This is a genomic window from Mycolicibacterium sp. HS_4_1, assembly GCF_054515875.1.
On the sequence record NZ_CM137261.1, the window covers coordinates 2,584,897 to 2,610,479 of the forward strand.

The following is a 25,583-nucleotide window of genomic DNA, read 5'->3' on the forward strand; positions in this document are numbered from 1 at the left end:
GGTCGGGATCAAGGATTGCCTCGGTAACGATTTCGCTGCCGGGGCAATTCTTTTGAATGAGCTGTTCAGGCCGTCATCACGACAGTGGCGTGGATTACCTGTGCGGCAGGATCGATTTCGATCCAGTAGGTCCCGGGAGAGGGGACTCCGGGATCGTTGGGGATCAGGTGCCCGCTCCAGTGGAGACGCGGCTCGTCCGTCGGGTCCGGATGCCAAATGTGGCGGACCCAGTACCCGCGAGCCAACTCCAGGCGGTCCGATGTGCGACGGCCATCGGACCAACGGTGGGGGCCACCGAGGTTGTTTACCGCCAGCGTCAGCTCGGCGATGAACGAGGCAATGCGGTCAGACGATCCATCGTCGGCGTGGTGGCAATCCTGGAAAATGTCGTCGGGGCTGGCCGATGCGGAGACTCGGGTTCCTGCGTTCTGTAGTGCGTCCAGGAGGAGCAGAAAGACGTACTTCCGGTGATCGTCGAAGTACTTCACGAAGTGTGGGCGCTCCCGGAGGTACTGCTGGTAGAGGAGGGGGTCAACAGGTCCGTACTGCTCGGCGTAGGCGTCGCCCATGTAGGCAGATTCGTACTGCTCCTCGTGGATGGCGTCGATGTCGCGGTTGCGACTGGGCATGATGGTCGTGTCCTTCTTGGTCGGTTTAGGGATGCGCCAAGGCGATTCGGTCGGCGGCGTGGTCGTTGTGCAGGCGGGCAGACGTCGGAGGTGATGAGGGCTCACCAACTGATGTGGGGTACCGCGTGAACAACGTGTTCAGTAGGTAGCTCTGCTTGGCTGTTAGAGGCGGTGCCCGGGAGGCAATCTGGTGGGCGTGCTTGCAGATCGCTGCATACGTGGCGTCGTCGATCATGGCGGTGCCTCGGCGGCCAGCAGCTCGACGATCCGCTCGCGCGTCTGCGCAGTCAAAGGACGGGAGTTGGCGAGGGCCTTTGCGATTGCGTCGACCAGAATCTCGTCCTGCATCTGGCTGCGTGCAGCGCGTAAGTCGGGGTCGTCGTGAGCCCGAGTTCGGGTCAAACCGCCTACGCGGGCACGCTTTTGGGTGAACTGCGACATGGGGAAGGCTCCAGGGGTCGGGCGGGCACGAACCGAATCATCAAGAAGTTCATGAAGTCAGGTGAGGTCACATGAAGCAGATTCATGAAGTGATGTGGAGTCGTGTGCCGGTGCCATGTCACGCCGTCAGGGCCCCTGCACGTGCCCGTAACGATCGGGTTCTTCCCAGGCCGTAGCTTTTGCTGGATGGCTTGGATCGCCCCAGTAGCAAGCTACCCAGTAGTGCTTGGCGGCGCAAGCACAACCCGAGCGGATGATGTTGTGTCCGTATTGATTTCGTTTGATCAAGCTCTAAAAGTGGACCATAAATTGGCAGTTGAGAGATGATTTTGTCTACCCGTTGATCGCGAGCCCACGTCGACTTTTTTGGGGGTAAGACGGGCTGGGTATCGCCACCGGTGGTGTTGAGGGCCTGGGCGCTGAGGTGAAGACCGAAGACACCGTGCCAGGTTCCTGCCCCGAGCATCGCCATCGGGACCACTTGGTTGCGCGCACCGACCCAGACGATCACAAGAAGTTCGCGACGGGCGATGTGCTCGCGTTGGTATCTGCTGCCCGGGCAGGATGCCGACCGACGGACCCGGATTCGACCTCGTGCCCGGGGAAGACACCGACTGCTGCGGATCGCCGCCTGAATCGGGGCCCAGGCCACCACCAGGGATGTCAGAGCGTTGCCTACTCCACCTGCGGGTCGTCAGCGCCATGCTCTAACGGGACATCGGCGACGCGCGGTTGCCACGCATTCCGCGCTGCGTCAGCTAGGAACACGCGCACGTCGTAGTTTGAGCCGTGAGCTTCGAGGTCGTCCAGCATCTGCGGCACGACGTGGTTGGCGATGGTTTTCAAAGCTGCTGCGCACACCAGCATCATGTGGTTTGGGTCGCCGACCATCCTGAGGCACGACATCAGTACCTCATGGACCTCATGCTCATTGGCGCAGCAGCCGAGCAGATCGAACGCGAGGCGGGCACCGAAGAGTTCTTTGGCATTGGGCGTCGGCAGGGCGAGCATGCCGTTGATCTCTCCGCCGGGGCGGTGCGTCGGCATGGCCGACCACAGTTCCCACCAAGGTTCTGCGGTTAGGCCGATAGTCCGCGCCTCCGCCGCCGAGGCTCGGGCATTGGCGAGGTGAGCGGGTTGCTGCTGACGAGAACGCTCAAGCTGCTCTACGGCCCAACGAGCTTGCTCAGCGAAGGTCGTGGCGTTGATCTGCTTTGCGTTGTGATCGGTCATGTCAGACCACCGCCGAAAGCGGTCATGGCGGCGTCGACCTCATTGAGGTCCAACCGGATGAACCGAGGCCCCAGGCGGTAGCCGGTGAGGCGGCCATCGGCGATCCACGTGCGGATGGTGCGTTCTGTGACACCGAGATACTCGGCAGTTTCGCCGAGGGATGCATACCGACGTCCTGTTGGCGAAGCGGTCGGGGGCAGCTTTTTGGTGCGAGTGGACAAAATTCCTCCGGGCAGCACGAATCGAAACCGAGATTCGGCCCAGAGGGCTAGAGGCACAATGTGCCGCATAGTCTGCGGCGGGACGCAGCCCTCTCCACGTGATCTTGATCGGTTCGGACCGCGTGTCTGGACTTGAGAGTACACCGGAACCGTGCGGCAACTTGGGTGCGTGCTGCCGGGCGGGGACACATCCGGGGTGACGGATCGGGGCAGGTCTGGCGGGCTGAAATCGGTTTGCCCACAGATTGCCCATCAACGGCGAGGCTGGCGGAGAAATATTGCCTTGACCTGCAAAGAATGTGGTGCGCGATACTGGGATTGAACCAGTGACCTCTTCCGTGTCAGGGAAGCGCTCTCCCGCTGAGCTAATCGCGCCGGGTTGAAAACTTGTGGAGGTGGAGACGGGAATCGAACCCGTGTGCACGGCTTTGCAGGCCGTTGCCTCACCACTCGGCCACTCCACCACTGGGGCTGATGCCATTCGCACCTTCGAGCGGATGACGGGATTCGAACCCGCGACCCTCACCTTGGCAAGGTGATGCGCTACCAACTGCGCTACATCCGCGTTTCGCTTCGGTTGAACTTTGTTCGTCCGTTGCGATGCAAGACATTAGTGCACGAATGCGAGCAGACACAAATCGCGTGAAAACCCCTGGTAAACGGGCTGGTTCGAGGAGCTGACCGAGTGATGGCGGGTGTTTCACGCGTTGCCTCCCGTGACTCCTGAGGCGGCGCGGCGGTCGGGTCGGGTGACTCGGACTCGGGCGGCAGGTTGCCGGCGGGGCGCGATTCCCGTTCGGGTCGCGGGACGTGTTAGTGTCTGTCGTCGCACCGATCCGGTCGGTGAGATTCCCCGGTCTCGTAGCTCAGGGGGAGAGCGTCCGCCTCACACGCGGAAGGTCACTGGTTCGATCCCAGTCGGGACCACCACACAAACCCGCATGGTGAAATTCACTCCTCGTCGGGCATGGCGACTTCCCATTGCCCGAACAGCTGCAGCCCCAGACCGGCCGCGAGCATGACCGACGCGGCATTGTCCAGCTGACAACGGTACTGCGGCTCGAAACCCTGGGTGAGCGCGTAGCGAAAAATCTCACGCGCCAACGTCTTTGCGTGCCCTTGGCTCCGTGCGGAACTGAGCGCCGGCACGCCGATATCAGCCAATGGGAACTCGTCGTCCCATGGGTGAATGCTGCCGATGCTGGCCAGGGCGCCGCGTTCGTCGAACGCGCCGAATACCGCCCAGTGGTCGAGCTCGACATAAGCGCCGTCCCAGACTTCCTCGGGCACAACCGCTTTGAACGACGTGAAAATGTTGGCGTCGGCGTTGGTGAGTTGACGAATGTTGGTTGACTCGGTGTCGCCCAGGATGTCGTCTGCCGCAGTTTCCGTGAGATAAAACACATTCTTGGCACCGTTCAGTGCGACGCCATGGTTGGCGAACGCCGCCCGGATGTCGGTCTCCGTTGGATTGCCCAGTGACGCAATGCCTTTGGTCAACGCCTCGGCGGCGGCAGGGTGCACGGCTATGGAGACGTGGTCATCGTCGACGGTTCGCGGGATGGTGACGCGGGTGTCGTCATCGAGGTCGGGGTTGACGGTGATGGTCAGGTAGTCGTTGCGGTGCAGCTGTTTCCCGCTGAACGCTGCGGCCCAGTAGTCGGTGACGACCGGAGGGAAATCGGGCACGGAAACTCCCTGAATGGCGTGCGACGCGTGGCCCGGACGCGCCAGGTCGTTCATCGGCTCCACGTGATCGGCAACGCATTTTCTCGCAGCGCGTCCCCGGCTGCTACCTTAATGAACATAGTTTTCATTATCGTTAATGAGGCGGAGGTGATGCGCGATGGCAATGCCGGTGTGGATGGCGACTCCGCCAGAGGTGCATTCGGCATTGCTCAGCAGCGGTCCGGGTCCAGGAGCTCTGCTCGCGGCCGCAGCCCAATGGTCTTCGCTCGGCGCGACCTACACGGCGGTCGCAGAGGAGCTGCGCGCGGTCCTTGCGGCAACGCACGCCGGGGCGTGGCAGGGTCCGACCTCAGAGAGCTATGTAGCCGGGCACCTCCCATACCTGGCGTGGCTCACGCGGAGCGGCCTGGAAAGCAATGCGCGCGCAGTCCAGCACCAGACCATCGCCGGCGCGTACAGCGTTGCCCTGGCGATGATGCCGACCTTGGCCGAGTTGGCGGCGAATCACGCCACGCAGGCCGCGTTGCTGGCCACAAACTTCTTTGGTATCAACACGATTCCCATCGCGGTGACCGAGGCCGACTACGTCCGTATGTGGGTGCAAGCCGCTACCGCGATGGCGACATATGAAGCCACGTCCGACGTGGCGGTCGGATCCGCGCCGCACTCCACTCCGGCGCCGTCGATCGTGGCGCACGACGATCATGACCACGACCACGACCACGACGGTCACGATCACGATCATGGCCACGGTGATTTGGACCCAACCGATCTGGAGTGGTGGTTCGACGTGGGCGCCGAGATGGGCGAGCACCTCGAACTGCTGTGGAACAACGTGCTGACCGATCCGGCCGCGCTGCTGACCAACCTGCCGATGGTGCTGGCAGACGTCACTTTCCATGCCTCTCAGCTGGCTTCGGTGCTCGGTCAGTTCGCACCGGCGCTGATTCAGCCGGCGTTGGCGCTGGCGATCGCCAACCTCGGCTGGGTGGCCGGGTTCGCGGGGTTCGCCGGCATCCACGTTTCTCCGGAAGCTATCGGCGCGGAGCCGCCTGCGTCGCAGGAACGGTCGATGCCGGCTGTCGCAGCGGCCCCCGCAACCAGCCTGGTGTCGTCGGCGGCAGCCCCGGCGCCGGCGTCTGCTCCGGCAAGCGCTCCAGCCCCGACGGCACCCGGCACCGCCGCATCGCCCGCGTCGACACCGCCGCCCATCGGCGACCCGGGCTTCCCGTACGCGGTTGGCGATGGTCCAGGCATGGTTACGAGTGCGTGGCTGCAGCGGCAGGCGCGCGTTGACGCTGGTGCGTCGGTACGGACTTCGGCGACCGCTCAGGCAGCCTCGGCCGCGACGGCGGCCGCACGGCAGGCGCGTCGGCGCCGCGACCGGAGCAGGCAAGAAGCCGGCGAATACATGGATCTCGAGGTCACGCCGGAATGGGAGTCCGGCCCAGATCCGCACGACGCGTTATCGGTCCGAGCGTCGAGCAGCGGCGCCGGCCCCATGGGTTTCACTGGGGCTATATCGAGGGCAGATGTGATGCCGATGGGACTGACGGCGGTGGCCGGTGACGAGTTCGGCGACGGGGCGCGGGCCCCGATGCTTCCGAGCACGTGGAGTCCCGACGAGAACCGTTAGGCGGACTCGTTCCTCTCGACCTTGTCGGCCGCGGCCAACGCGTTCAGCTGGTTCTGCAGCAGTTGCATCGAAGTGCGCGCGTAGATCATCTGACTGGTGATCGCCATCTGGGCCCGCCCACGGCCGAGGAAGGTGACGAACCAGGTGAACAGCGTCGTCGCCCGGTTCTTGTAGCCGACCAGATAGACCAGGTGCAGCACCAACCACGACAGCCAGGCGAATACGCCGGCGAATTCCAGCTTCTTCGTTGTCAGCGGCACCGGCACCTGCGCAACCGCATCGAACCGCGACACGGTCGCCATGCTGCCCTTGTCCCAGTACTCGAAAGGCTCGCGGTTGGCGGGGTCATCGTGGCCCGCCAGGGACCGCTTGATGATGTCGGCGGCGTACGTAGCCCCCTGAATTGCGCCCTGCGCCATACCCGGCACGCCCGGGACCGCCATCAGGTCGCCGATGACGAACACGTTCGGGTGTCCCTTGACGGTGAGGTCGGGCTCCACCATGACTCGGCCGGCGCGGTCGGTCTCGGTGCCGTCGGACTGCTCGGCGATGAGCTTGCCCAGCGGGCTCGCCTGCACCCCGGCAGACCAGACCTTGCATGCGCAGTCGATGCGGCGCTCGGTGCCGTCCTTGTCCTTGACGGTGATGCCCTTGTAGTCGACGTCGCTGACCATGGCGTTGAGCTGGATTTCGACGCCGAGCTTCTCCAGGCGTTTCTGGGCCTTGGCGCCGAGCTTGGGGCCCATGGGCGGTAGCACCGCGGGGGCGGCGTCCAGGAGGATCACGCGGCAGTCCTGCGGCTCGATGCTGCGGAACGCCCCCGCCAGGGTGCGTTCGGCGAGTTCGGCGATCTGCCCGGCCAGTTCGACGCCGGTGGGGCCGGCGCCGACGACGACGAACGTCAGCCGGCGTTCCCGTTCGACGGGGTCGGTGACCACCTCGGCGGCCTCGAACGCGCCCAGAATGCGGCCACGCAGCTCGAGGGCGTCGTCGATGGTCTTCATGCCCGGCGCGAACGTCGCGAAGTGGTCGTTGCCGAAGTACGACTGCTGAGCGCCGGCGGCCACGATCAGGCTGTCGAACGGCGTGACAGTTTCCTGCGACATGAGCTTGGAGGTGACGGTTTGCGCCCTCAGGTCGATGTGTTCGACCTCGCCGAGGCGGACCGTGACGTTCTTCTGCTTGCGCAGGACCAGTCGCGTCGTCGGCGCGATCTCGCCTTCGGACAGGATGCCGGTCGCGACTTGGTAGAGCAGCGGCTGGAACAGGTGCGTCGTGGTGCGCGAGATCAAGGTGATGTCGACGTCAGCACGCTTGAGGGCCTTGGCTGCTTGTAGGCCACCGAATCCCGATCCGATGACGACGACGCGGTGACGCTGGGACGCGATGGTCATGTTGCTCCTTCGGGCACGCCGTGAGGACCGAACGACAGGGCAAACATACTGGGAGTTGTCCAACTATGGGCGGCAACCGAATGCGCGGCCGGTGCGGGGCGCTGTTTGCGTGGGTACGTTTGCGCACGAGCCGAGCGGGAATCGCATGGGCAATGACCCACTGGCACTTCCGCAATTACGCGCCGCCACATCCGCTGCGGCCGGCACTGCCGCGGGCTGATCGGGGCGACTGCACCCCCGTCCGGCAGATGTGGGCGTCCTATCGGCGCCATCGCACCCGCCTCGTGGCGGTGGGGCTGGTCGCTTGCAAACCATCTGCCGTGTCGGCGCCGTTGAGCCGGGTCAGTGGGCGGGCAGCTCGATTCCCATCTGCTGCAGGGCTTTTCGCATGGAGGTGTCGCCGCGGTCCAAATAGCCGCTCAACTGATCAAGCGCAGCGTCCGCGGTACCCGGCGTCATCATGGTGCAGACCCGCGCGAACGAGCGGAAATTGTCGATGCTGTCCTGCAACGATGAGTTCACGTTGTCGTCAGGGGTCGGCAGGTGCTTGCCGAGATCGTCCAGCGTGGTCTGCAGCTTCGTGCAATCGCGCGACATGGCGACGAAGTCGTGTGCGGTCATCGCCTCGCCGACGGCGCCGAGCGTGCCGCCCAGGCTGGACACCGAATCAGTGATGGGGCGTTGCCATTTGAGCTCCGCAGGAGCGCCGGCCTGTCCCGAAACCGTCTGGGTGCAGGCACTGAGCAGCACACCTGCCACTGCCAGTGCCGCCACTCGACGCATATGGCCAGCGTAGGCGACGCGGCGGTCGCATGAGAGCCTGGCTGCATGAGGCGCACAGTGATTCACGGCGCGTCGGCGCTGGTCGTCACGCTGGCTGCGGCGTGCAGCTCGCCGCCGGCAGAGTCCCCGGGCCAGGCGTTGAAGGTGTGCAGCACCGGCGATTACCGACCATTCACCTACCGTGATGCCGACGGTCAGTGGAGCGGCATGGACATCGATCTGGTCCGAGATTTCGCTCGGGATACCGGTGCCGATCTACAGCTGGTACCGACCACCTGGCCGACTCTCATGGCTGACTTGGGGCAGAAATGCGACCTGGCGGTCGGCGGCATCACAGTCACCGCCGACCGCGCTGCCAAGGCGCTGTTCTCCGACCCGTATCTGCGCGACGGCAAGGCTGCCGCGGTGCGATGTGCCGACGCTGCGAAGTACCGGTCGTTGGCCGACATCGACCGCGGGGGAGTCCGGGTTGTGGTGAACCCCGGTGGCACCAACGAACAATTCGACCGGGCCAACCTGCACCACGCGACCATCGTCGGGTATCCCGACAACAACACCATTTTCGATCAGGTCATCGAGGGCAAGGCCGATGTCATGATCACCGACGGCAGCGAAATCCGCTGGCAGGTCACGCAACATCCGCAATTGTGTGGTGTGTCGACCGACCGGCCCTTCACCGACGCGCAGAAGGCCTACTTGATGCCCAAGGGTGCGACAGCGCTGCAGGGGCGAATCAACCAGTGGCTCAGCACCATTCAAGGCAATGGTGGCTACGCAGCCGTCAGCCGCAAGTGGCTGGGCGCCGACCTCGGACCAAAGTGACGAGTGTGGACCTGCGCTGCCTCGTCGCCGCGGGCGGCGGAGACCAGTCCGGTGAGCGTGAGGCTCGGTGGCTAGTTCGGGCCAATGCGGTCGCGGCGCTGGTCTAATACCGGCATAGAGTCGGCAGTGTTCGCTTCGATCGAAGACGGGATGAAGTTGACGACCGCCGCCAGGGACTGGATTTGAACTCCACGCACGATCGTGGGCCAGTGCCAGCTGGGCTTCCAAGGCCGCGAGGTGATCTCCGGCGCACGTCCGTGTCCCGGCGACGGACGCGATCTACCGCCAACGGTCTCGGCTGCTGACGTTCTGTGGACTGCTTCGACCATGTAGCCGTCAACAGCGATGTCCCGCAGGGCGGTGCGACCTGAGGGCAAAGTCGCCCGCTCTCGCCAGCTCCCATGGGCTAATCTTGCGCGTAACCGCCACAAACACAAGATGATTCGAGCTACTGAGGATATGGTCCCGTTGTGCGCGCGTGACCACTTTCGGTGGTTCTGTAACGGTGAACGTGAGGTTGCGTTGGCGCACAGTTAATTTCGGGGAGGAATAATCGTGGCTTTATCGTCAGACATTCGAGATATTGCGTCCCTACCGCTACCTCCTGTGAATCCGCTGCCGTACAAGGAGCGTTTGGCTGCTTGCCGCAGTTTCCACACCGGCACTGACGTCTTGCGCGACGCGGGTGGTCCGGTGACGCGGTTCACGTTGGCGCCGAAATGGCTGATGCCGCCAATGGTCGTTGTCACATCGCCCCAGGGCATACGTGACGTCGTGGCATGCCACGACAGCTCGATCGATAAAACGTCCGGAGTTACTTTGGAGATGCGCCGCCTCATCGGTCCGAACATGTTTGTCGTCCCTTTCGAGGAGTGGAAGCCTCGTCGGCGCACTATCCAACCGGTGTTCACCAAACAATCGGTCAACGCCTTTGGTGGACACATGGCGAAGGCCACCGAATCGGTATGCAGCGCTTGGCGGGACGGCGGCACGATCGACCTCGATGTCGAAGCGCGCAAGCTGACCATGCGTGCCCTCGGCCACTCGGTGTTGGGTCTGGAACTTACTGACGAGAACGACTCGATCGCAGCACCGATGCGGGAGGCGGTCAGTTATGCGGTCTCGCGGGCAATCAGTCCGGTGCGCGCGCCGTACTGGTTGCCCACTCCTGCACGCCGGCGCGCTCGTCGTGCGGCGGCTACTTTGCGTGAAGCTGCCCTGGGCATCGTTACGTCGTGCAGGGCAGACCCTGCGCGCAGTGCGCCGTTGGTGCAGCAGCTTATTGCCGCGAGAGACCCGCAGACGGGAAAGCCGCTGACGGACAACGAGATCGCTGATGAGCTGATCATCTTCATCTTCGCCGGGCACGACACTACTGCCACCTCGATCAGTTATGCATTGTGGCAGTTGGGCCGTAACGGCGACGTTCAGGATCGAGTTGCTGCAGAGGTCGCGCAGCTCGGCGATGGTGAGCTCACACCCGATGATGTTCCGCGTTTGCTCTACACCATCCAGGTGCTCAAAGAGTCAATGCGTTTGTGCCCACCGGGTGCGACCGGGTCGCGGATGGCTACCGAGGACGTCGCGGTGGCCGGCTATCGGGTTTCTGCGGGAACGATGCTGGTAGTCGGCCGAATGTCGGTTCATCGCGATCCGACGTTGTGGAATGAGCCGCTGCGATTCGACCCAGATCGGTTCACCGAAGAAGCGTCCAGAGGTCGTGACCGTTGGCAGTACGTGCCCTTCGGTGGCGGGCCACGCGGGTGCATTGGGGATCATTTCGCCATGCTGGAAGCCACACTCGCGTTGGCGACAATTGTTCGCCGCGCCAAAATCGACTCTCTTGAAGAGGAATTCCCGATGGCTGCGCCGTTCACCGTCGTTGCGGGAGGTCCTATTCCGGCGAGGATCAAATTGCGGTAGTGCCGTGGGCCCGACTATTTCGGATGCACGTTTGATGCCGCGGCAGCGTCGGTCGATGACCCCTCGACATCGACCAACGCTGCCGCCAATGTCAATGGGCTGTGGCGTCGGGTGCTGCTGGATCGTTGAGCTGGCCGTTGCGGATGAGGCTGCTGACTGAGGCTTCCCAACGGTGAATCTGGTCAGGAGTTTTGAACGGTGCCGGGAGCAGCTCGTTGATGTGGTCGGCGAGGATGAAGGCGCCGACTCGCAGGATGACGGGGTGCAGGGCCGCCCATACTCGGTCAGTTCCCTCGGGAAGCATGCCGCGTTCTTCGAACCAGTCGCCTTGGGCGTTGGAGAGTTCGTAGAACCAGCGGAACATCACGCGGCCGGCCTCGCCGCCTTCAATGATGGAGCGGGTGATGAAGGCGATGAGGTGCGGTTGTTCGACGAAAATGTTGACCAGCTTGTTGCCGGCCGCGGTGAGTATGTCCAGATCGTGGACGTCCGGGACCTCGACAATGGCGGCGATCTGCTTTAGGACGTGCTGGTTGGTGGCGTCGAGCAGGTCTTTCTTGGTTTTGAAGTAGTGCTGCACCAGCCCTGTTGATACCCCGGCGGCCTCACCGACGCGGCGGTAGGTGGTGCCCTCGGTGCCGTGGTCCGCGAATTCGACGGTCGCCGCATCGAGGATCTTGTCGAGGGTCGTCGGTTCGACGGGCGCGTCGACGGCCTCGTAGATCACGGTCCTCATGCGGCTAGACAATACATCTAACTCGTGCCACGATACAACAATATGGGAGGGTAATACGGACTTTTAGTATCACTATGGTTTTGTATTGTTTCTGTCTGCTGCCGAGGAGATCGACGCCCCACGCCGGGCCGCACCAGCCGCGGCAAACAATGCGTGCCAGGGAGGAAACATCCAGTGCGATTTGATGGCTTAACCCGTGCCGACGCTGGGTTCTCAGGTCGCAAATGGCGGACGACCTTGCGCTGTCCGCTACGGGCGCCCCTGCGCCACTGCTGCGAGCCATCATGGGTAAGCGTCGCGAGCATCGTCGGCGCGCGCTGACGATGCTCGAGCACCCAAGGCTCACGTAACTGCAATCGAAAGCTCCTCCAAATGCCCGACATCGCGTACCCCGCCGGACATGACACCCGCCCGGGATATCTGGCCGTTCCTGGGGGACCGGGCCCTTGGCCCGGTGTCGTCGTGATCCATGACATTCGCGGTATGACTGCCGACGTGAGAGCTCTGGCCGATCGCTTCGCCAATGCCGGCTATCTTGCGCTAGCGCCTGACCTCTTCAGCGGTGGCAATCGGATTGTCTGCATGGTCCGCGCTATCGAGTCACATTTCAGCGGCGAAGGACCAGCTATTGACGCCATCGGTGCGGCGCGCGACTACCTGATGGCCAACGAGCGGTGTGCGGGCAAGATCGGCGTCGCCGGCTTCTGCTTCGGAGGAGGCCTTGCACTCGTCGTCGCACCTTCCGGACAGTTCGATGCGGCCGCATCGAACTATGGCCTGGCCCCCAAAGATCTTGACGTGCTCGAAAAGTCGTGCCCGGTCGTAGCCAGCTTTGGGGGTGAAGACAGGATCGTGAAGGCGGGATCGGCTGCCGCCTTGGATGACGCGCTGACCAGTCACGGTGTGCCCCATGACATTGAGGAGTATCCGGGCGTTGGTCACGCATTCATGAACTCGTCGTCACTTCCGGACTGGATCCGCCGGTCATTGCGCATGTCGTACTCGGGGCCCGAAGCGGAGGACTCCTGGGCGCGGCTGTTTGCATTCTTTGACGACTATCTGTGCTAGATCGTCTATCCCATAGATGATTTCAGGCGTCCTTCGACGTCAATGAGGCAAACTGTGTGCTACTCGTGGTCACGTTCGGTGAGCAGCGTCATCGGCCGAGCCGTTCTGTAGCCCCGTACGCTGAGGCGTCTGCTGCGCGGTGGCTTCGGGGGTCGGCATTGCGGGAAACGCAGGTCCGGATGGGAAAGGGTTTCCGCTGGAACGAGATAGATGCCCGTCCCCGAGTCCATTGAATCTTGATGATTCCGTCAGTGCGCTCGGTCAACAGCGACCCCGCCCAATCTGGTTGTAGCCGTGCCCGGCAGACACCAAGGTCGATCATCCGTGTGGCCTGTTGCTGCGCTGCCGTGACGAGGGCATCTTTTTGACGAGCATTCCACGTCCAATTTCTGCGGCTCATGTCTCGAGGGTGTATCGCCCCCGCGCTGCGCTTGATCGCTCATTTGTAGCTAATCTTGACGCCACCGTCAATCGAGATTGGCATTGCCGCAGCGCGCATATTTATTCCCCCTGGCTACGTCGATATTTCAATTCCCTGACGTAACCAGTCTCGACGGTGGATATCCACCTATGTAATAGTGAATGAATGCCGAGCCAGCATCAACTGCCCGCCGGCATTTACCGCGCCGACGAGGCACTGCGTAAACGTGCGATTGAAGCTGCGGCACAAGTAGATTCGTGTTTGAACGCCCACATCAACGGGTTTCTGCTATGGCTGGCCGGTGATGCCGACGAACTGCCGCCCCGGCCCACTCCGTACCGCATCGACGGCCCAAATAGTCCTGAAGACATTTGCGCAGAATTGAGAGCCGATAATGCAGCCATCTGACGCGAACGAATATCGCCCGCAAATTCTCGATCCCACCGATTCGGCGGACGCGATCACCCTCGATCGACTCCGATCCGACTCCCACATCCAGGTCCTCGACCACCACAGCACCGCACTGGAGAACCTCCGTCGGCTGCGCCCCGAACCCGCTGCGGCGCTCCTGGACGAGCCCGGCCGCTGGGCCTGGTACCCCTGGCGGCGGACCCTTGTCTCGATCCTCGGCCCGAACAGCTTCCGGGCCCTACGGCTGGACCGCAATCGCAACGGCATCACCATCGAAGAACAGACTCGCCTGACGGAACTCACCGTCGGAGTTGCCGGCCTGAGCGTCGGCCACGTCATCGCGCATACCCTGGCCACACAAGGTCTCTGCGGGCGCCTGCGGTTGGCTGATTTCGACCGGATCGAGCTGTCCAACCTCAATCGGATACCGGCCACCGTGTTCGACCTGGGCCTCAACAAGGCGGTCGCGGCAGCTCGCCGGATCGCCGAACTCGACCCCTACCTACCGGTGGAGGTGTTCCACGCTGGCCTGACTGCCGATAGCGTCGACGACTTCCTCGATGGACTGAATGTCCTTGTCGAGGAGTGTGATTCGCTCGATATCAAAGCCATCGCGCGGGTCGCGGCCAGGCATCGGCGGATCCCGGTGCTCATGGCCACCAGCGACCGCGGCATCATCGACGTCGAACGGTTCGATGACGAACCTGACCGCCCGATCTTGCACGGTCTCCTGGGGCCGCTCGATATCGGCCTCTTGCCTGGGATGAGCAGCAAGGAGAAGATTCCGCACATCCTGCGCCACTTGGAAGCCGAGAAGCTTTCGCCGCGTACCGCGGCGTCGTTGATCGAACTCGACCGGACTCTGGCCACCTGGCCGCAGGTGGCCTCCGAGGTCATCATCGGAGCCTCGGCAGTCGCCGAGGCTGTCCGGCGAATCGGGCTCGGCGAGGAGCTGCGGTCGGGCCGGGGCCGCATAGACATCGGCTGGTCCCTCGACCACCTTGCCGAACCAGCCATGGCCGCACCGAGATCGACGACACCGCCGCAACAGCCGTTGGTTTCCACCAGCGTCACCGCCCTGGTGACGGTCGCTGCGATGCGCGCCCCGTCAGGCGGCAATATCCAGCCGTGGCTGATCGAAGCCGGCGAAGACGAGATCGCGATCAGCCTTGCGCCGCAATACAGCCCGACCATCGACGTCGCGTTCCGGGGGAGCGCCGTTGCCGTCGGCGCCGCCGTCTTCAACGCCCGTGTCGCCGCCGCCCACCTTGGAGTGCTCGGCCCAGTCACCTTCGACGAGAACCCCAGCGGGGCATGGTCGCCGCTGAACGCGACGCTCTGGTACGGCAAGGGCAGCTCCGAGGAGCTCGCCGATCTGTACGAGCCGGTGCTCAGGCGTGAGACGAACCGTGGCAAAGGCACCGCTACGCCGCTCACCGGGAACGTCGCCGCGGCCCTGACTGCGGCCGCTGAACGCGAAGGTGGGCACATACGCCTCATCACAGCTTCCGGCGATATGGCCTCTGCAGCGGCAATTTTGGGCGCCTCGGACCGGATTCGGTTCCTGACTCCGCACCTGCACCAGGAGATGATCGCCGAGCTGCGCTGGCCCGGCGATCCCGACCCGGACACCGGGATCGACGTGCACAGCCTCGGCTTCGACGACGGTGGCCTGGTCATGCTCGACCTGCTGCGCCGCCGCGAAGTCATGGCCCAGCTGGCCGACTGGAATGCAGGGGAAGCACTCGGCGACGATATGCGCAGCCGCATCACCGCCAGCTCAGCGCTCGCCGTCGTCACCACCACCGGCGGCACTCTGCGGGACTACGCGACCGGAGGATCGGCCGCCGAGTCGGTGTGGGTGCATGCCCAGCAACTCGGCCTGGCCGTGCAACCTATTTCTCCTGTCTGGCTCTACGCCCACGACATTGCTGACCTCGAAAAGCTCTCCGCCCGGTTCGCCGATCAACTCGGCCAATTGCAGCGCGAATTCATCGAGCTATCCCGCATCGGAGCGGACGAAAGCATCGCGCTCATCCTGCGGCTCGCCGCCGCTGCACCGCCCGTGATAACAAGCCGGCGCAGCGCCGACAGGATCCGGCTACACGAGTAGCCAGCGAGTTACGACGCGCTGCCGCCTGAGCCTAGTTCCGGTAATCGTTCGGCCTCTGCGGATCCTGCTCGGTAATCGCAACGGGCCATTGCATTTGAGGTCGTCTTTTCACGCAGCGGGGGCACGCAGTTTCGGCGCCTTCAGGAGTGCTTCCATGCCGTTCGCGTCAACCGGACCTGACACCAGAAGTCCTTGTGCGCGGCGGTAACCCATTGCCACGAGTCGTTCTGCTGCGGACTCGGTCTCCAGCCCGTCAGCGGTCAGTTCGAGGCCGAACGCGTCGGCCAGGGCAGCGATCGACTGGACGAACAACGCGTTCTCTCCGTCGTGATCGAGCGTCCGGACAAACGCGCGGCCGACTTTCAACGAATCGATCGGCAGCTCTTTCAAACTGGGCAGGAAGCTGTATCCGGTGCCGAAGTTGTCCAACGCCAGCTGCACGCCGATGTCTTTCAGCGCCAGTAGAATTTGGCTGCAGCGCTGAGCCTCAGCGACCAGCAGGTCTTCGGGCAGTTCCAGACACAGCGAAGCCGCTGGAACGTTGAAGTGGGCCAGCGTCGCGGTGAGGTGTTCGGTAAACCCGTCGGTCACAATCTGAGCGGGGGACAGCTTCACCCGGAGCATCACATCCTGCGCCAATCCCTCGATCCGCCAGCGCTGGAACTGCTCGCAGGCCATCCGCATGACCTCGCGTCCTACGGCACCGCCGAAATTGGTGGCTTCGGCGACAGGCATGAACGCGTCGCGGAGCAGTAGTCCGCGCGTGGGGTGGTTCCACCGGACCACTGCCTCCATCGCCGCGAGCTGTCCACTGCGCAGATCGACCTCGGGCACGTACTGGAGGTGCAGTGCGCCGCTGTCAATGCTGTCTTGGAGGTGCACTTCGATGTCCGTCTGGAGCGAATATTGCGCCGCCAGTTCGTCGCTGAACGCGATCACGGTGTTGCCGCCGGCGGCCTTCGCGGCAGTCAACGCGTGCTCGGCATACTTGAGCAGGTCAGACACGGAGTCGGTTCCTGGAGTCCCTACGGCAACGCCGATACTCACTCTGTGCCTGATGTAGGACGAGCCGAGCATCAGCCGCGCTGCCAGCGTCTCGCGCAGCTGTTCGGCGTATTCGTAGGCATCGGCAAGTGTGGTTGGTGCGTTGAGCACCGCGACGATCTCGTCGCCACCGAGGCGAGAGAGATAGGCGGCGTCGGCGGCGTGCTCGCGCAATCGCTGGGTGAGCTCGACAAGAACCTGGTCCCCGGTGTCGTGACCGAGTAGATCGTTGACCGCTTTGAGCTGATCGGGGTCGATGTATAGCGCTGCGACAGGGGCCGGCTGACCAGCCGCGAGCCGGCGCTCGAGGTGGTCCAGGAGACTTCGGCGATTGCACAAGCCCGTCAGATCATCATGCTCGGCAAGGTGCCTGACCGATTCTTGTGCTTCAACGCGCGCCTTGAGGTGAGCGAACATGGTGGCGATGACCTTCAGTGCCGTGATCTCGTCATCCGTCCACGCAAGGTCGCCGTACTTGATGAAACCCAGTGTGCCCGTTGTGATGAAGCCGGCGGATCCTTCGGTCTTGTCGGTGACGTTCATCGGCACGGCGGCTATCGAGACGGCGGGGACGGTCGTGCCTTCTTCGATGCGCTGCTGGTATTCATCCGGCTCGGCCCCCGGCCGCAAGATCACCGGTTCTTTGACGTGCTCGGCCATCGCGAAGACCGGATCGGCGTCTTTGAAGTAAACCGTTCCGATCGGATCAGGGTCCGGAACGTAGGTCCTGACCGGCCATTGCGCGATCAGGATCGTCGCGCCAATCGCGTGATCGTTGTGCCGAAGAAATGCCACGTCCAGCCCGAAATGCGCCGCCACGTCGGCCAAGGCCTGCTCGCTGGCCGGGACGTAGTTGCCCTCGTCGGCGGCCATCAGGGTATGGGCGACCCTCTCGACAAGCTCGTTGAGGGCGCTCAGCACTTCATTACGGTAACCAACGATCGGGCAGGTGGTGCACTTGTCTTGATGTTGGGTCATGATCGGGCTGCGACAGCTGTCCCCGAACCGCACCGCCGCCAATCCTGACGAGCTGATTTCGGACCAAAGTGACGGCTACCGCAGCGCGCCGTTGATCACGGGTTTGTCGATGACGCCCATTTCGACACCCCATTTGGTGGCGATCTCCCGGTACTCGCCGGTCCGCATCAGATGGGTCAGCGCCGCCTGCAACGCCGAGGCGAGCGACGAGCCCTTGGGCACCGGCCACCCGTAGGGCTGCGCGTCGACGATTTCGCCGGCCGCTTCGAGCTTGCCGCCGCTGAGTTTGATGGCGTAGCCGGTCACGGGTGAGTCAGCTGCCATCGCGTCGACGGTGCCTGCCAGCAGAGCCGCCGTGACGCCGTCCTGGCCGGCGATGGGAACGATCTCGATCGGCGCCACCCCCGCCGCGACACACGCGGCGCTGCGTGCCGGCAGATGGTCGGTCTCTTCCACAGACCCCAGGTGCACCGCAACCCGCAGACCGCACGCGGCATTGGGGTCGACGGTTGATCCAACCCGGCGTGCCCACAGGACGCCGGCCTTGAAGTACGTCACGAAGTCGGCTGACTTTTCCCGCTGTTTGGTGTCGGTCGTCGACGACGCCCCGACAGAGATCGTCCCGTCGCGGACCGACGAGACGATCTTCGAGATGCCGATCTGCTTGAACTCCGGCTCGAGCCCGAGCACCCGGCTCACCGCGGTCATGAGGTCGACGTCGAAGCCGGTGAACTTTCCGTCGGGTCCCTTGAATTCGTTTGGCGCATAAGGGATGTTGACCCCGACCACCAGCCGGCCGGAATCCCTGAGATCAGCGGGCACTTTGGCGGCGATCGACGGGACCGATCCCGATGGTCCGACCTGGTACTGCCGCGACCAGTAGAGCCAGGCCGTGCCGGCGCCGGCCGCCAACACGATCACGGCGCTGACAGCGATCACGATGCGTCGGGTGCCGCGCTTCGGCTCGGCAGCCTGCACCGCATGGCGTCCTGATCCGGTTCTCGGGCCGGTCCGCCCCGCGACGCGGACCTGCGCGTTCAGTGCGGTGCGGGCGTCCGCGGCGAGTTCGCCGGCGTGCTGGTAACGCTTGCCGGGTTTCTTCGCCATGCCTTTGGCGATCACGTCGTCGAATGCGGCGAGCCGCCGGTCGACATCGGATGGTTTCGGCGCGGGCGCGCTGACGTGCCCGGCGATCTGGTGTTCCAGGCTGTCGGCCGGATACGGTCGCCGGCCGGTGAGGCATTCGTACAGCACGCACGCCAGTGCGTAGATGTCCGAGCGGGGGTCGGCCTGGCCGCCTTCGAACCGCTCGGGCGCCATGTAGGCGAGCGTGCCCAGAGTGCTTCCGGCCGTGGTCAATCCGTGTTCGCCGGCGGTGCGGGCGAGCCCGAAGTCGATCAGATAGGCGAAGTCGTGGTCGGTCACCAGGATGTTGGAGGGCTTGATGTCGCGGTGGATCAGCCCGGTTTCGTGCGCGGCGTCCAGGGCCGCGGCGATCTGCTCGACCACGCGGACGGAGAATTCGGGGCTGGGACGGTGCTCGGCATGGGCCAGGATTTCCGCGAGCGTGCGGCCCTCGATGAGCCGCATGTCCAGGTAGAGCTGGTGGTCGATCTCGCCGAAACCGTGAATCGGCACGACGTGCGGTTCATTCAGACCCGCCGCGGCCTGCGATTCGCGCTTGAAGCGTTCCTGGAACACGGGGTCCTTGGCCAGGTGCGGGGGCAGCACCTTGAGCGCGACGGTGCGCTGGGTGTTGGTGTCGTAGGCGATGTACACCTCGCCCATGCCGCCGCGGCCTATCAGTTCGCGCAGCTCGTAGTGCCCGAATCGTGTCGGCTCCACCCAGCACTCCTTGGCCGTGTCGGTTTCGTGTGAAAGCTACAACACGTGGTCGGCGGTGTCGGCGCGAATGACGGTCACGTGGTTGCAGCGGCCTCGTGGTGGGCAATGCGAGATCGTCAGGGCGATACGAGGATCGTTGCTGCGGTGACAACCTGCGCCCGAGGCTCGGGCGCGAGTGTCACGGCCAAGGCTGCTCGAACTGTCACCGATGTCTTGAGGCAGAACTGTCACCGATGTCCTGATGCAGAACTGTCACCGATGTCCTGATGCAGAACGAACTTGAAGCAGTAGAACCCTTGTTGTTCGAACGTGTGTGCGATATAATTTGGTATGGGAATCGCACCAGATCTCGCTACCAGCCTCGACACCCTCCGCGGCGTGCGAGTGCCTGACGACCTGGCTGGGGATGACGCGTTGGCGGCGATGCGGGGGCTGCTGGCGCTGCGGAATCTGGTTGATCATCTGGCGGCGACGGTGGTCGGGGTGTTGGATCGGTGTGCGGTGGCGGCTTCGCAGGGGCGGACGGTGCGGGAGCTGCTGATCGCTCTCGGTGCGGCGCCGGCCGTGGCGTCGCGGGTGGTCCGTGTCGGTGTCGCGTTACCGTCGTTGCCGACGCTGGCCGCCCATGCCGCGGATGGAGCGGTCTCCGGTGAGCATGTGGATGCGATCGTCAAGGGCATCAATCATATTCGGGCCCGCTCACCGGGCCCGGTGGATGAGGAGGCCCGGTTCGGGCAGGTGACCGATCTGGTGGGGCAGTTCTTCTCCGGGGCCACCCCCGCCCAGATCGGGGACCGCGCCCGCCGGCTGGGCAACCGACTGGCCGCCTCTGAGGGTGGGCTGCCGGCCGCGGAGGACCGGTCGATCAACACCGTCGATCACCGGGTGACCAGCGACGGGCGGCTGCAGGTGCGGGCGGATCTGGATGCGGAGGTGGGTGCGAAATTCGTAGCCGCCATGGAGCAGTGGTCGGCGCCGCGGCCCGAACCCGACGGCAGCCCCGATGTCCGTTCGGCGGGGCGGCGCCGGGCCGATGCCCTGGAGGCGGTGCTCGATATCGCCGCGCGCGGCGGGGACGTCGCCAGTGCGCCGCGCACCCAGTTGCTGCTGACGGTGCCCGCTGATGCCCCGGACCTGGCGGAGTTGGAGTTCATGGGATCGATCAGCATGGCGACGCTGGAACGCCTGTCCTGCGACACCACGGTGACCACGGTGATCGTGGACGGCGAACAGGTACCACTGGACATGGGACGCGATAAACGGTTGTTCCCGGCGCCGCTACGCAAAGCCTTGTATCTGCGGGATCAATGCTGCATCAAATGCGGGGCACCGCCGGGACGCACTCATGCCCATCACATCGTGCACTGGACCCACCACGGCGAAACATCACTGAGCAACGGCTGCCTGCTGTGTCCGGCGTGTCATGCCAATGTCCATCACGACGGCTGGGACGTCGTCATGGGGATGGACAGACACCCCTGGCTCATCCCGCCGGCGGCCGTGGACCCGCACCGCAGACCCATCCCGGCCTACAACCGCCGCACCATGCGACTGGACGTGGCCGCATAGCCGCCTCACGCATTATCTGAAACCTGCTGTGCACCTTGATAAATGAACAGTGTTGCGGCGGGACGGCAAGTCGTTCAGACCGCGCGCAGATAGCGCCGACCGATGAGGCGCTGCGCCATCCGCGCGATGGGCGCTCCCAGCCGGCTCCACCACAGTGCCGGCCGTGAGAACGCGCTGATCTCGGCGTGCACGGCGTCGGTGGCCGGGTCGTAGCGCACGCTGAACAGCTCCTCGCCAGACTCCGGATGGCCTGGCAGCGTCCCATAGGCGAACCCGCGCCGGTCGGGTTCATCGATGACGTACACCACCCGACACGGCACCGACACGGGACCGAGATGGCCCAGCATGTCGGCGCCCGTCGCGGCCGTCACGGTGGTCGCTTCCACCTTCATCCCGACGCCGCGCTGCATGCCCCAGCGCAGCACCGCGTCGGCCGCCTCGTCGAATCGTGCTCGGCCCGAGCCGATCTGGCCCGACGCTCGGACGTGGTGATAGCCCATCGGCAACTCTCCGGCGGTTGCTCCGACATCGGGGTACGTGAACGCCAGCCCGGCCAGATCGCTCAGTCGCATAAGGCCACCTTGCCACCGTGATAAGAGAAACAGGTGGACAACACCGAGGCCGTGCATGCAGGCGGGGGATTCAACCCGCCCAAACCGACTATTCAAGGCGGCCCGGACTACGGCAGGTTCGTCGAATCCGTCCGGACGATCTGCGACAACGCTCGCGGCGCCGACGCGCCCGATGACGTCATCACCCGGGCGGCGAACCTCATTGAACAGGCCAACGCGTTGTTGGCGCCCTACCGCGCCGACGAGTGGCACTCACCGTCCGGGCGTCGCCTGGACCTGCCGAACCGCGGCAACATCCTGAACGTGCCGTCGAATCTCACGGTCACCGACGACGGCCGGATCGCGGGTCCGGTCCGCTTCCGGCGCTTTCACCTGGGCCGTAACGGGGCCGCGCACGGCGGTGCCATCGGGCTGCTGTTCGACTCGGTGCTGGGGCATGCCGCCTACCGGCTCACCGACAGTCCGTTCCAGCGCACCGCCTACCTGCACATCAACTACCGGCAGATCGTTCCCGTCGAGCGCGACCTGCACGCGACGGCGGCGCTGGAGCGCGTCGAGGGCCGCAAGATCTTCATTACCGGCGCGCTGCTGGACGGCGACACCGTGCTCGCTGAGGCCGAAGCCCTCTTCGTGAAGCTCAAGCCGGGTCAGCCTTGAGGCGGCGCTGCGCCGCGAAGCGATGACCGGTGCCGATAGCATGGTCGCGATCGTCACCTAACCCGTAGGAGTGTCTCGATGACCGCCGCCGCCAGCCCCGCACCAGCAGCCCCGATCCGGGTCGCTGCCGGGACTACCGCCGGCGCTGCTGTCCGCGAGGCCGGGCTGCCGCAGCGCGGCGAGGTCGACGCGATCGTCGTGGTTAAGGACGCCGACGGCCGCCTGCGGGACTTGTCTTGGACCCCGGAGGCGGACGTCGAGGTCATCCCGGTCGCCGCGAACACCGAGGACGGCCGCAGCGTCATCCGCCACTCGTGCGCCCACGTGCTGGCGCAGGCCGTGCAGGACCTGTTCCCGGAGGCCAAGCTCGGCATCGGCCCGCCGATCACCGACGGTTTCTACTACGACTTCGACGTCGCGGAGCCGTTCACGCCCGAGGACCTGGCCAAGCTCGAGAAGCGCATGCAGAAGATCGTCAAGGACGGTCAGCTGTTCGATCGCCGCGTGTACGAGTCCAAGGATCAGGCCCGGGAAGAGCTGGCCAAGGAGCCGTACAAGCTCGAACTGGTCGACGACAAGTCCGGCGACGCCGACATCATGGAGGTCGGTGGCGACGAGCTGACGGCCTACGACAACCTCAATCCCCGCACCCGCGAACGGGTTTGGGGTGACCTGTGCCGTGGCCCGCACATCCCGACCACCAAGCACATCCCGGCGTTCAAGCTCACCCGCAGCAGCGCCGCGTACTGGCGCGGCGACCAGAAGAACGCCAGCCTGCAGCGTGTGTACGGCACGGCGTGGGAGTCGCAGGAGGCCCTCGACAAGCACCTCGAGCTGCTCGAGGAGGCACTGCGCCGCGACCACCGCAAACTGGGCGTGGAGCTGGACCTGTTCAGCTTCCCCGACGAGCTGGGCTCGGGCCTGCCGGTGTTCCACCCCAAGGGCGGCATCGTGCGCCGCGAGCTGGAGGACTACTCGCGGCGCAAGCATCAAGAGGCCGGCTACGAGTTCGTCAACACCCCGCACATCACCAAAGAGCAGCTGTACATCACCTCGGGGCACCTGGAGTGGTACGCCGAAGGCATGTACCCCCCGATGCACATCGACGCGGAATGGGGCGAGGACGGCACGCTGCGCAAGCCGGGGCAGAACTACTACCTCAAGCCCATGAACTGCCCCATGCACCACCTGATCTTCCGGTCGCGGGGGCGGTCCTATCGCGAGCTGCCGCTGCGGCTCTTCGAATTCGGCAGCGTGTACCGCTACGAGAAGTCGGGTGTCGTCCACGGCCTGACCCGCGTGCGCGGTATGACGCAGGACGACGCGCACATCTACACCACCCGCGAGCAGATGCGCGACGAGCTGACCCGCCTGCTGCAGTTCGTCCTGGACCTGCTGAGCGACTACGGCCTGGACGACTACTTCCTGGAGCTGTCCACCAAGGACCCGGACAAGTACGTCGGGTCCGACGAGCTGTGGGAAGAGGCCACCGAGACCCTGCGCGAGGTCGCAGAGGCCTCCGGCCTGGCCCTGGTGCCGGACCCGGGCGGCGCAGCGTTCTACGGCCCCAAGATCTCCGTGCAGGTCAAGGATGCGCTGGGCCGAAGCTGGCAGATGTCGACCATCCAGCTGGACTTCAACATGCCCGACCGGTTCGAGCTCGAGTACACCGCGGCCGACGGCAGCCGGCAGCGGCCGGTGCTGATCCACCGCGCGCTGTTCGGGTCCATCGAGCGGTTCTTCGGCGTGCTCACCGAGCATTACGCCGGCGCTTTCCCGGCCTGGCTGGCCCCGGTGCAGGTGGTCGGCATCCCGGTCGCCGACGCGCACCTGGACTACCTGTATGACGTTGCGGCACAACTGAAATCGCGTGGCGTGCGGGTAGAGGTCGATGGTAGTGACGACCGGATGGCAAAGAAGATCGTCAACCACACCAACCAGAAGGTGCCGTTCATGCTGTTGGCGGGGGACAGGGACGCGGCTGGCGAGTCGATTTCGTTCCGCTTCGGTGACCGCACGCAGGTCAACGGCGTCCCGGTGGCCGAGGCTGTCGATCTCATCACCGGGTGGATCGCGCGCCGCGAAAATGCTTTCCCGACAGCAGAATTGGTGAACGAGGCGCGGGGCGCACGGGCGTGACCGAGGATCGGAGCATCGTGGACCGAGGCGTCGGAGAAGTGGACCATCTGCAACGGCTGTGGACGCCGCACCGGATGAGCTACATCGTCGACGCTCCTATGAAGGCGGGTGAGGGCACCTCCGCGGGCTCGAAGCAGCCGTTCATCGACATTCCCACGATGTCCGACGAGGAGGGCCTGATCGTCGCGCGCGGCGAGCAGGTCTACGCGGTGCTCAACCTGTACCCGTACAACCCGGGGCATCTGATGGTGGTGCCGTACCGGAAGGTTTCCGAGCTCGAGGACCTCACAGAGGCCGAGAGCGGTGAGCTGATGGCGTTCACGCAGAAGGCGATTCGCGTGATGAAAGCCATCTCGAATCCGCACGCCTTCAACGTCGGCCTCAACCTGGGCACTTCGGCGGGTGGCTCGCTGGCCGACCATCTGCATATGCACGTGGTGCCGCGCTGGGGTGGCGACGCCAACTTCATCACCGTCATCGGCGGTACCAAGGTGATCCCGCAGTTGCTGCGCGACACCCGCAAGCTGCTGGCCGACGAGTGGGCGGCGCAGGACGGGAAAGCAACTCGGCCGTGAGCGACTTCTACCTGCTGACCCGCGCGGCCTACACCAAGTTGAGCCGCCCGCTGGCCCGGGGCGCACTGCGCATTGGGCTGACGCCGGACAGCGTCACCGTCATCGGTACCGCCGCGTCGGTCATCAGTGCGCTGACGCTGTTCCCGACCGGACATCTGTGGTACGGCGCCGTGGCGGTCTGGTTCTTCGTGCTGGCCGACATGCTCGACGGCGCCATGGCCCGCGAACGCGGCTATGGCACGCGGCTCGGGGCGGTGCTCGACGCGACCTGCGACCGTATCGGCGACGGTGCGGTGTTCTGCGGCCTGCTGTGGTGGGTCGCGTTCGAGATGCACGACAAGCCATTGGCCATCGCCACGTTGATCTGCCTGGTCACCTCGCAGGTGATCTCGTACATCAAGGCCCGCGCCGAGGCCAGCGGGCTGAACGCCGACGGCGGCTTCATCGAACGCCCGGAGCGGCTGATCATCGTTTTGGTCGGCGCCGGGTTCTCGGACCTGCCGATCCATCCGCTGCCGCTGGCACTGCCCATCGCGATGTGGCTGCTGGCCGTCGCCAGCGTCATCACGCTGGGTCAGCGCGTCGCCTCGGTGCGCCGCTCGCCGGGCGCCGATGAGCCGCTTCCCTCGAGTTCGCCCACGAAGGAGCAGGGATGAGCGTTCCCACCGGTGGGGTTCCGTCCTT

The 25,583-nt window shown here is 64.7% G+C and carries 22 protein-coding genes and 4 tRNA genes; 12 read left to right on the plus strand and 14 right to left on the minus strand.

Annotated elements, in window-relative coordinates:
- Nucleotides 1-65 precede the first annotated feature (65 nt).
- The 7 genes from ACX12F_RS12360 to ACX12F_RS12390 form a co-directional block, all read right to left on the minus strand.
- Nucleotides 66-629: a hypothetical protein gene (locus tag ACX12F_RS12360; protein WP_459369829.1), complete on the minus strand. Its 564-nt coding sequence runs from the start codon at nucleotides 627-629 to the stop codon at nucleotides 66-68.
- 231 nt (nucleotides 630-860) lie between these two features.
- A complete protein-coding gene (locus ACX12F_RS12365; protein WP_459369830.1) occupies nucleotides 861-1,070 on the minus strand; it encodes a hypothetical protein in 210 nt (69 codons plus the stop codon).
- Nucleotides 1,071-1,745: 675 nt separating this feature from the next.
- Nucleotides 1,746-2,303, minus strand: coding sequence for a hypothetical protein (locus ACX12F_RS12370; RefSeq protein WP_459369831.1), 558 nt, complete (start codon nucleotides 2,301-2,303; stop codon nucleotides 1,746-1,748).
- On the minus strand, nucleotides 2,300-2,524 hold the full coding sequence (locus ACX12F_RS12375) for an excisionase family DNA-binding protein (RefSeq protein ID WP_459369832.1): 225 nt from the start codon (nucleotides 2,522-2,524) through the stop codon (nucleotides 2,300-2,302). Before ACX12F_RS12375 ends, ACX12F_RS12370 begins: the two co-directional genes overlap by 4 nt.
- Before the next feature lie 300 nt (nucleotides 2,525-2,824).
- Nucleotides 2,825-2,899: transfer RNA gene (locus ACX12F_RS12380), tRNA-Val, on the minus strand.
- Between the two features lie 15 nt (nucleotides 2,900-2,914).
- Nucleotides 2,915-2,988: transfer RNA gene (locus ACX12F_RS12385), tRNA-Cys, on the minus strand.
- 28 nt (nucleotides 2,989-3,016) lie between these two features.
- A tRNA-Gly gene (locus tag ACX12F_RS12390) sits at nucleotides 3,017-3,089 on the minus strand.
- Nucleotides 3,090-3,379: 290 nt separating this feature from the next.
- Here ACX12F_RS12390 and ACX12F_RS12395 point away from each other — a divergent pair.
- Nucleotides 3,380-3,454: transfer RNA gene (locus tag ACX12F_RS12395), tRNA-Val, on the plus strand.
- Nucleotides 3,455-3,475: 21 nt separating this feature from the next.
- Here the strand turns inward: ACX12F_RS12395 and ACX12F_RS12400 are convergent.
- Nucleotides 3,476-4,213: a GNAT family N-acetyltransferase gene (locus tag ACX12F_RS12400; protein WP_459369833.1), complete on the minus strand. Its 738-nt coding sequence runs from the start codon at nucleotides 4,211-4,213 to the stop codon at nucleotides 3,476-3,478.
- Between the two features lie 163 nt (nucleotides 4,214-4,376).
- Here ACX12F_RS12400 and ACX12F_RS12405 point away from each other — a divergent pair, with 163 nt between their 5' ends.
- A complete protein-coding gene (locus ACX12F_RS12405; RefSeq protein WP_459370329.1) occupies nucleotides 4,377-5,849 on the plus strand; it encodes a PPE family protein in 1,473 nt (490 codons plus the stop codon).
- On the opposite strand, the gene ACX12F_RS12410 is transcribed toward ACX12F_RS12405, so the two are convergent.
- Both ACX12F_RS12410 and ACX12F_RS12415 read right to left on the minus strand, forming a co-directional pair.
- The gene (locus ACX12F_RS12410) at nucleotides 5,846-7,243 is read right to left on the minus strand and encodes a type II NADH:quinone oxidoreductase NdhA (RefSeq protein ID WP_459369834.1); all 1,398 of its coding nucleotides are present in this window, start codon (nucleotides 7,241-7,243) and stop codon (nucleotides 5,846-5,848) included. The genes ACX12F_RS12405 and ACX12F_RS12410 overlap by 4 nt on opposite strands.
- A gap of 342 nt (nucleotides 7,244-7,585) precedes the next feature.
- Nucleotides 7,586-8,026 (minus strand): hypothetical protein, encoded by a 441-nt coding sequence (locus ACX12F_RS12415; RefSeq protein ID WP_459369835.1) that lies wholly within the window; start codon nucleotides 8,024-8,026, stop codon nucleotides 7,586-7,588.
- Between the two features lie 45 nt (nucleotides 8,027-8,071).
- Here ACX12F_RS12415 and ACX12F_RS12420 point away from each other — a divergent pair, with 45 nt between their 5' ends.
- Nucleotides 8,072-8,848 carry a transporter substrate-binding domain-containing protein gene (locus tag ACX12F_RS12420; RefSeq protein ID WP_459369836.1) on the plus strand — a complete coding sequence of 259 codons (777 nt, stop codon included), beginning with the start codon at nucleotides 8,072-8,074 and terminating at the stop codon, nucleotides 8,846-8,848.
- Nucleotides 8,849-9,403: 555 nt separating this feature from the next.
- Nucleotides 9,404-10,771 carry a cytochrome P450 gene (locus ACX12F_RS12425; RefSeq protein ID WP_459369837.1) on the plus strand — a complete coding sequence of 456 codons (1,368 nt, stop codon included), beginning with the start codon at nucleotides 9,404-9,406 and terminating at the stop codon, nucleotides 10,769-10,771.
- Nucleotides 10,772-10,862: 91 nt separating this feature from the next.
- Here ACX12F_RS12425 and ACX12F_RS12430 read toward each other — a convergent pair whose 3' ends face one another.
- A complete protein-coding gene (locus tag ACX12F_RS12430) occupies nucleotides 10,863-11,507 on the minus strand; it encodes a TetR/AcrR family transcriptional regulator (RefSeq protein WP_459369838.1) in 645 nt (214 codons plus the stop codon).
- Nucleotides 11,508-11,879: 372 nt separating this feature from the next.
- Between ACX12F_RS12430 and ACX12F_RS12435 the strand changes: the two genes are divergently transcribed.
- The 3 genes from ACX12F_RS12435 to ACX12F_RS12445 all read left to right on the plus strand — a co-directional run bounded on the left by ACX12F_RS12435 (nucleotide 11,880) and on the right by ACX12F_RS12445 (nucleotide 15,520).
- A complete protein-coding gene (locus tag ACX12F_RS12435) occupies nucleotides 11,880-12,575 on the plus strand; it encodes a dienelactone hydrolase family protein (protein WP_459369839.1) in 696 nt (231 codons plus the stop codon).
- A gap of 586 nt (nucleotides 12,576-13,161) precedes the next feature.
- A complete protein-coding gene (locus ACX12F_RS12440; protein ID WP_459369840.1) occupies nucleotides 13,162-13,404 on the plus strand; it encodes a hypothetical protein in 243 nt (80 codons plus the stop codon).
- Entirely contained in the window at nucleotides 13,391-15,520 is a 2,130-nt protein-coding gene (locus ACX12F_RS12445; RefSeq protein ID WP_459369841.1) for an Rv1355c family protein, read from the plus strand. Before ACX12F_RS12440 ends, ACX12F_RS12445 begins: the two co-directional genes overlap by 14 nt.
- 108 nt (nucleotides 15,521-15,628) lie before the next feature.
- Here ACX12F_RS12445 and ACX12F_RS12450 read toward each other — a convergent pair whose 3' ends face one another.
- Both ACX12F_RS12450 and stpK7 read right to left on the minus strand, forming a co-directional pair.
- The gene (locus ACX12F_RS12450) at nucleotides 15,629-17,485 is read right to left on the minus strand and encodes a putative bifunctional diguanylate cyclase/phosphodiesterase (RefSeq protein ID WP_459369842.1); all 1,857 of its coding nucleotides are present in this window, start codon (nucleotides 17,483-17,485) and stop codon (nucleotides 15,629-15,631) included.
- Nucleotides 17,486-17,617: 132 nt separating this feature from the next.
- On the minus strand, nucleotides 17,618-19,387 hold the full coding sequence (stpK7, locus tag ACX12F_RS12455; RefSeq protein WP_459369843.1) for a serine/threonine protein kinase StpK7: 1,770 nt from the start codon (nucleotides 19,385-19,387) through the stop codon (nucleotides 17,618-17,620).
- A gap of 330 nt (nucleotides 19,388-19,717) precedes the next feature.
- Here stpK7 and ACX12F_RS12460 point away from each other — a divergent pair, with 330 nt between their 5' ends.
- Entirely contained in the window at nucleotides 19,718-20,956 is a 1,239-nt protein-coding gene (locus ACX12F_RS12460) for an HNH endonuclease (RefSeq protein ID WP_459369844.1), read from the plus strand.
- A gap of 74 nt (nucleotides 20,957-21,030) precedes the next feature.
- Here the strand turns inward: ACX12F_RS12460 and ACX12F_RS12465 are convergent, their stop codons facing one another.
- The gene (locus tag ACX12F_RS12465) at nucleotides 21,031-21,528 is read right to left on the minus strand and encodes a DUF1990 domain-containing protein (protein WP_459369845.1); all 498 of its coding nucleotides are present in this window, start codon (nucleotides 21,526-21,528) and stop codon (nucleotides 21,031-21,033) included.
- Nucleotides 21,529-21,561: 33 nt separating this feature from the next.
- Between ACX12F_RS12465 and ACX12F_RS12470 the strand changes: the two genes are divergently transcribed.
- The 4 genes from ACX12F_RS12470 (at nucleotide 21,562) to pgsA (ending at nucleotide 25,555) form a co-directional block, all read left to right on the plus strand.
- Entirely contained in the window at nucleotides 21,562-22,185 is a 624-nt protein-coding gene (locus tag ACX12F_RS12470; protein WP_459369846.1) for a PaaI family thioesterase, read from the plus strand.
- Nucleotides 22,186-22,263: 78 nt separating this feature from the next.
- Nucleotides 22,264-24,324 carry a threonine--tRNA ligase gene (gene thrS / locus ACX12F_RS12475; protein ID WP_459369847.1) on the plus strand — a complete coding sequence of 687 codons (2,061 nt, stop codon included), beginning with the start codon at nucleotides 22,264-22,266 and terminating at the stop codon, nucleotides 24,322-24,324.
- Nucleotides 24,321-24,899 (plus strand): ATP adenylyltransferase, encoded by a 579-nt coding sequence (locus ACX12F_RS12480; protein WP_459369848.1) that lies wholly within the window; start codon nucleotides 24,321-24,323, stop codon nucleotides 24,897-24,899. Before thrS ends, ACX12F_RS12480 begins: the two co-directional genes overlap by 4 nt.
- Nucleotides 24,896-25,555: a phosphatidylinositol phosphate synthase gene (pgsA, locus tag ACX12F_RS12485; protein ID WP_459369849.1), complete on the plus strand. Its 660-nt coding sequence runs from the start codon at nucleotides 24,896-24,898 to the stop codon at nucleotides 25,553-25,555. Before ACX12F_RS12480 ends, pgsA begins: the two co-directional genes overlap by 4 nt.
- Nucleotides 25,556-25,583: the final 28 nt, after the last annotated feature.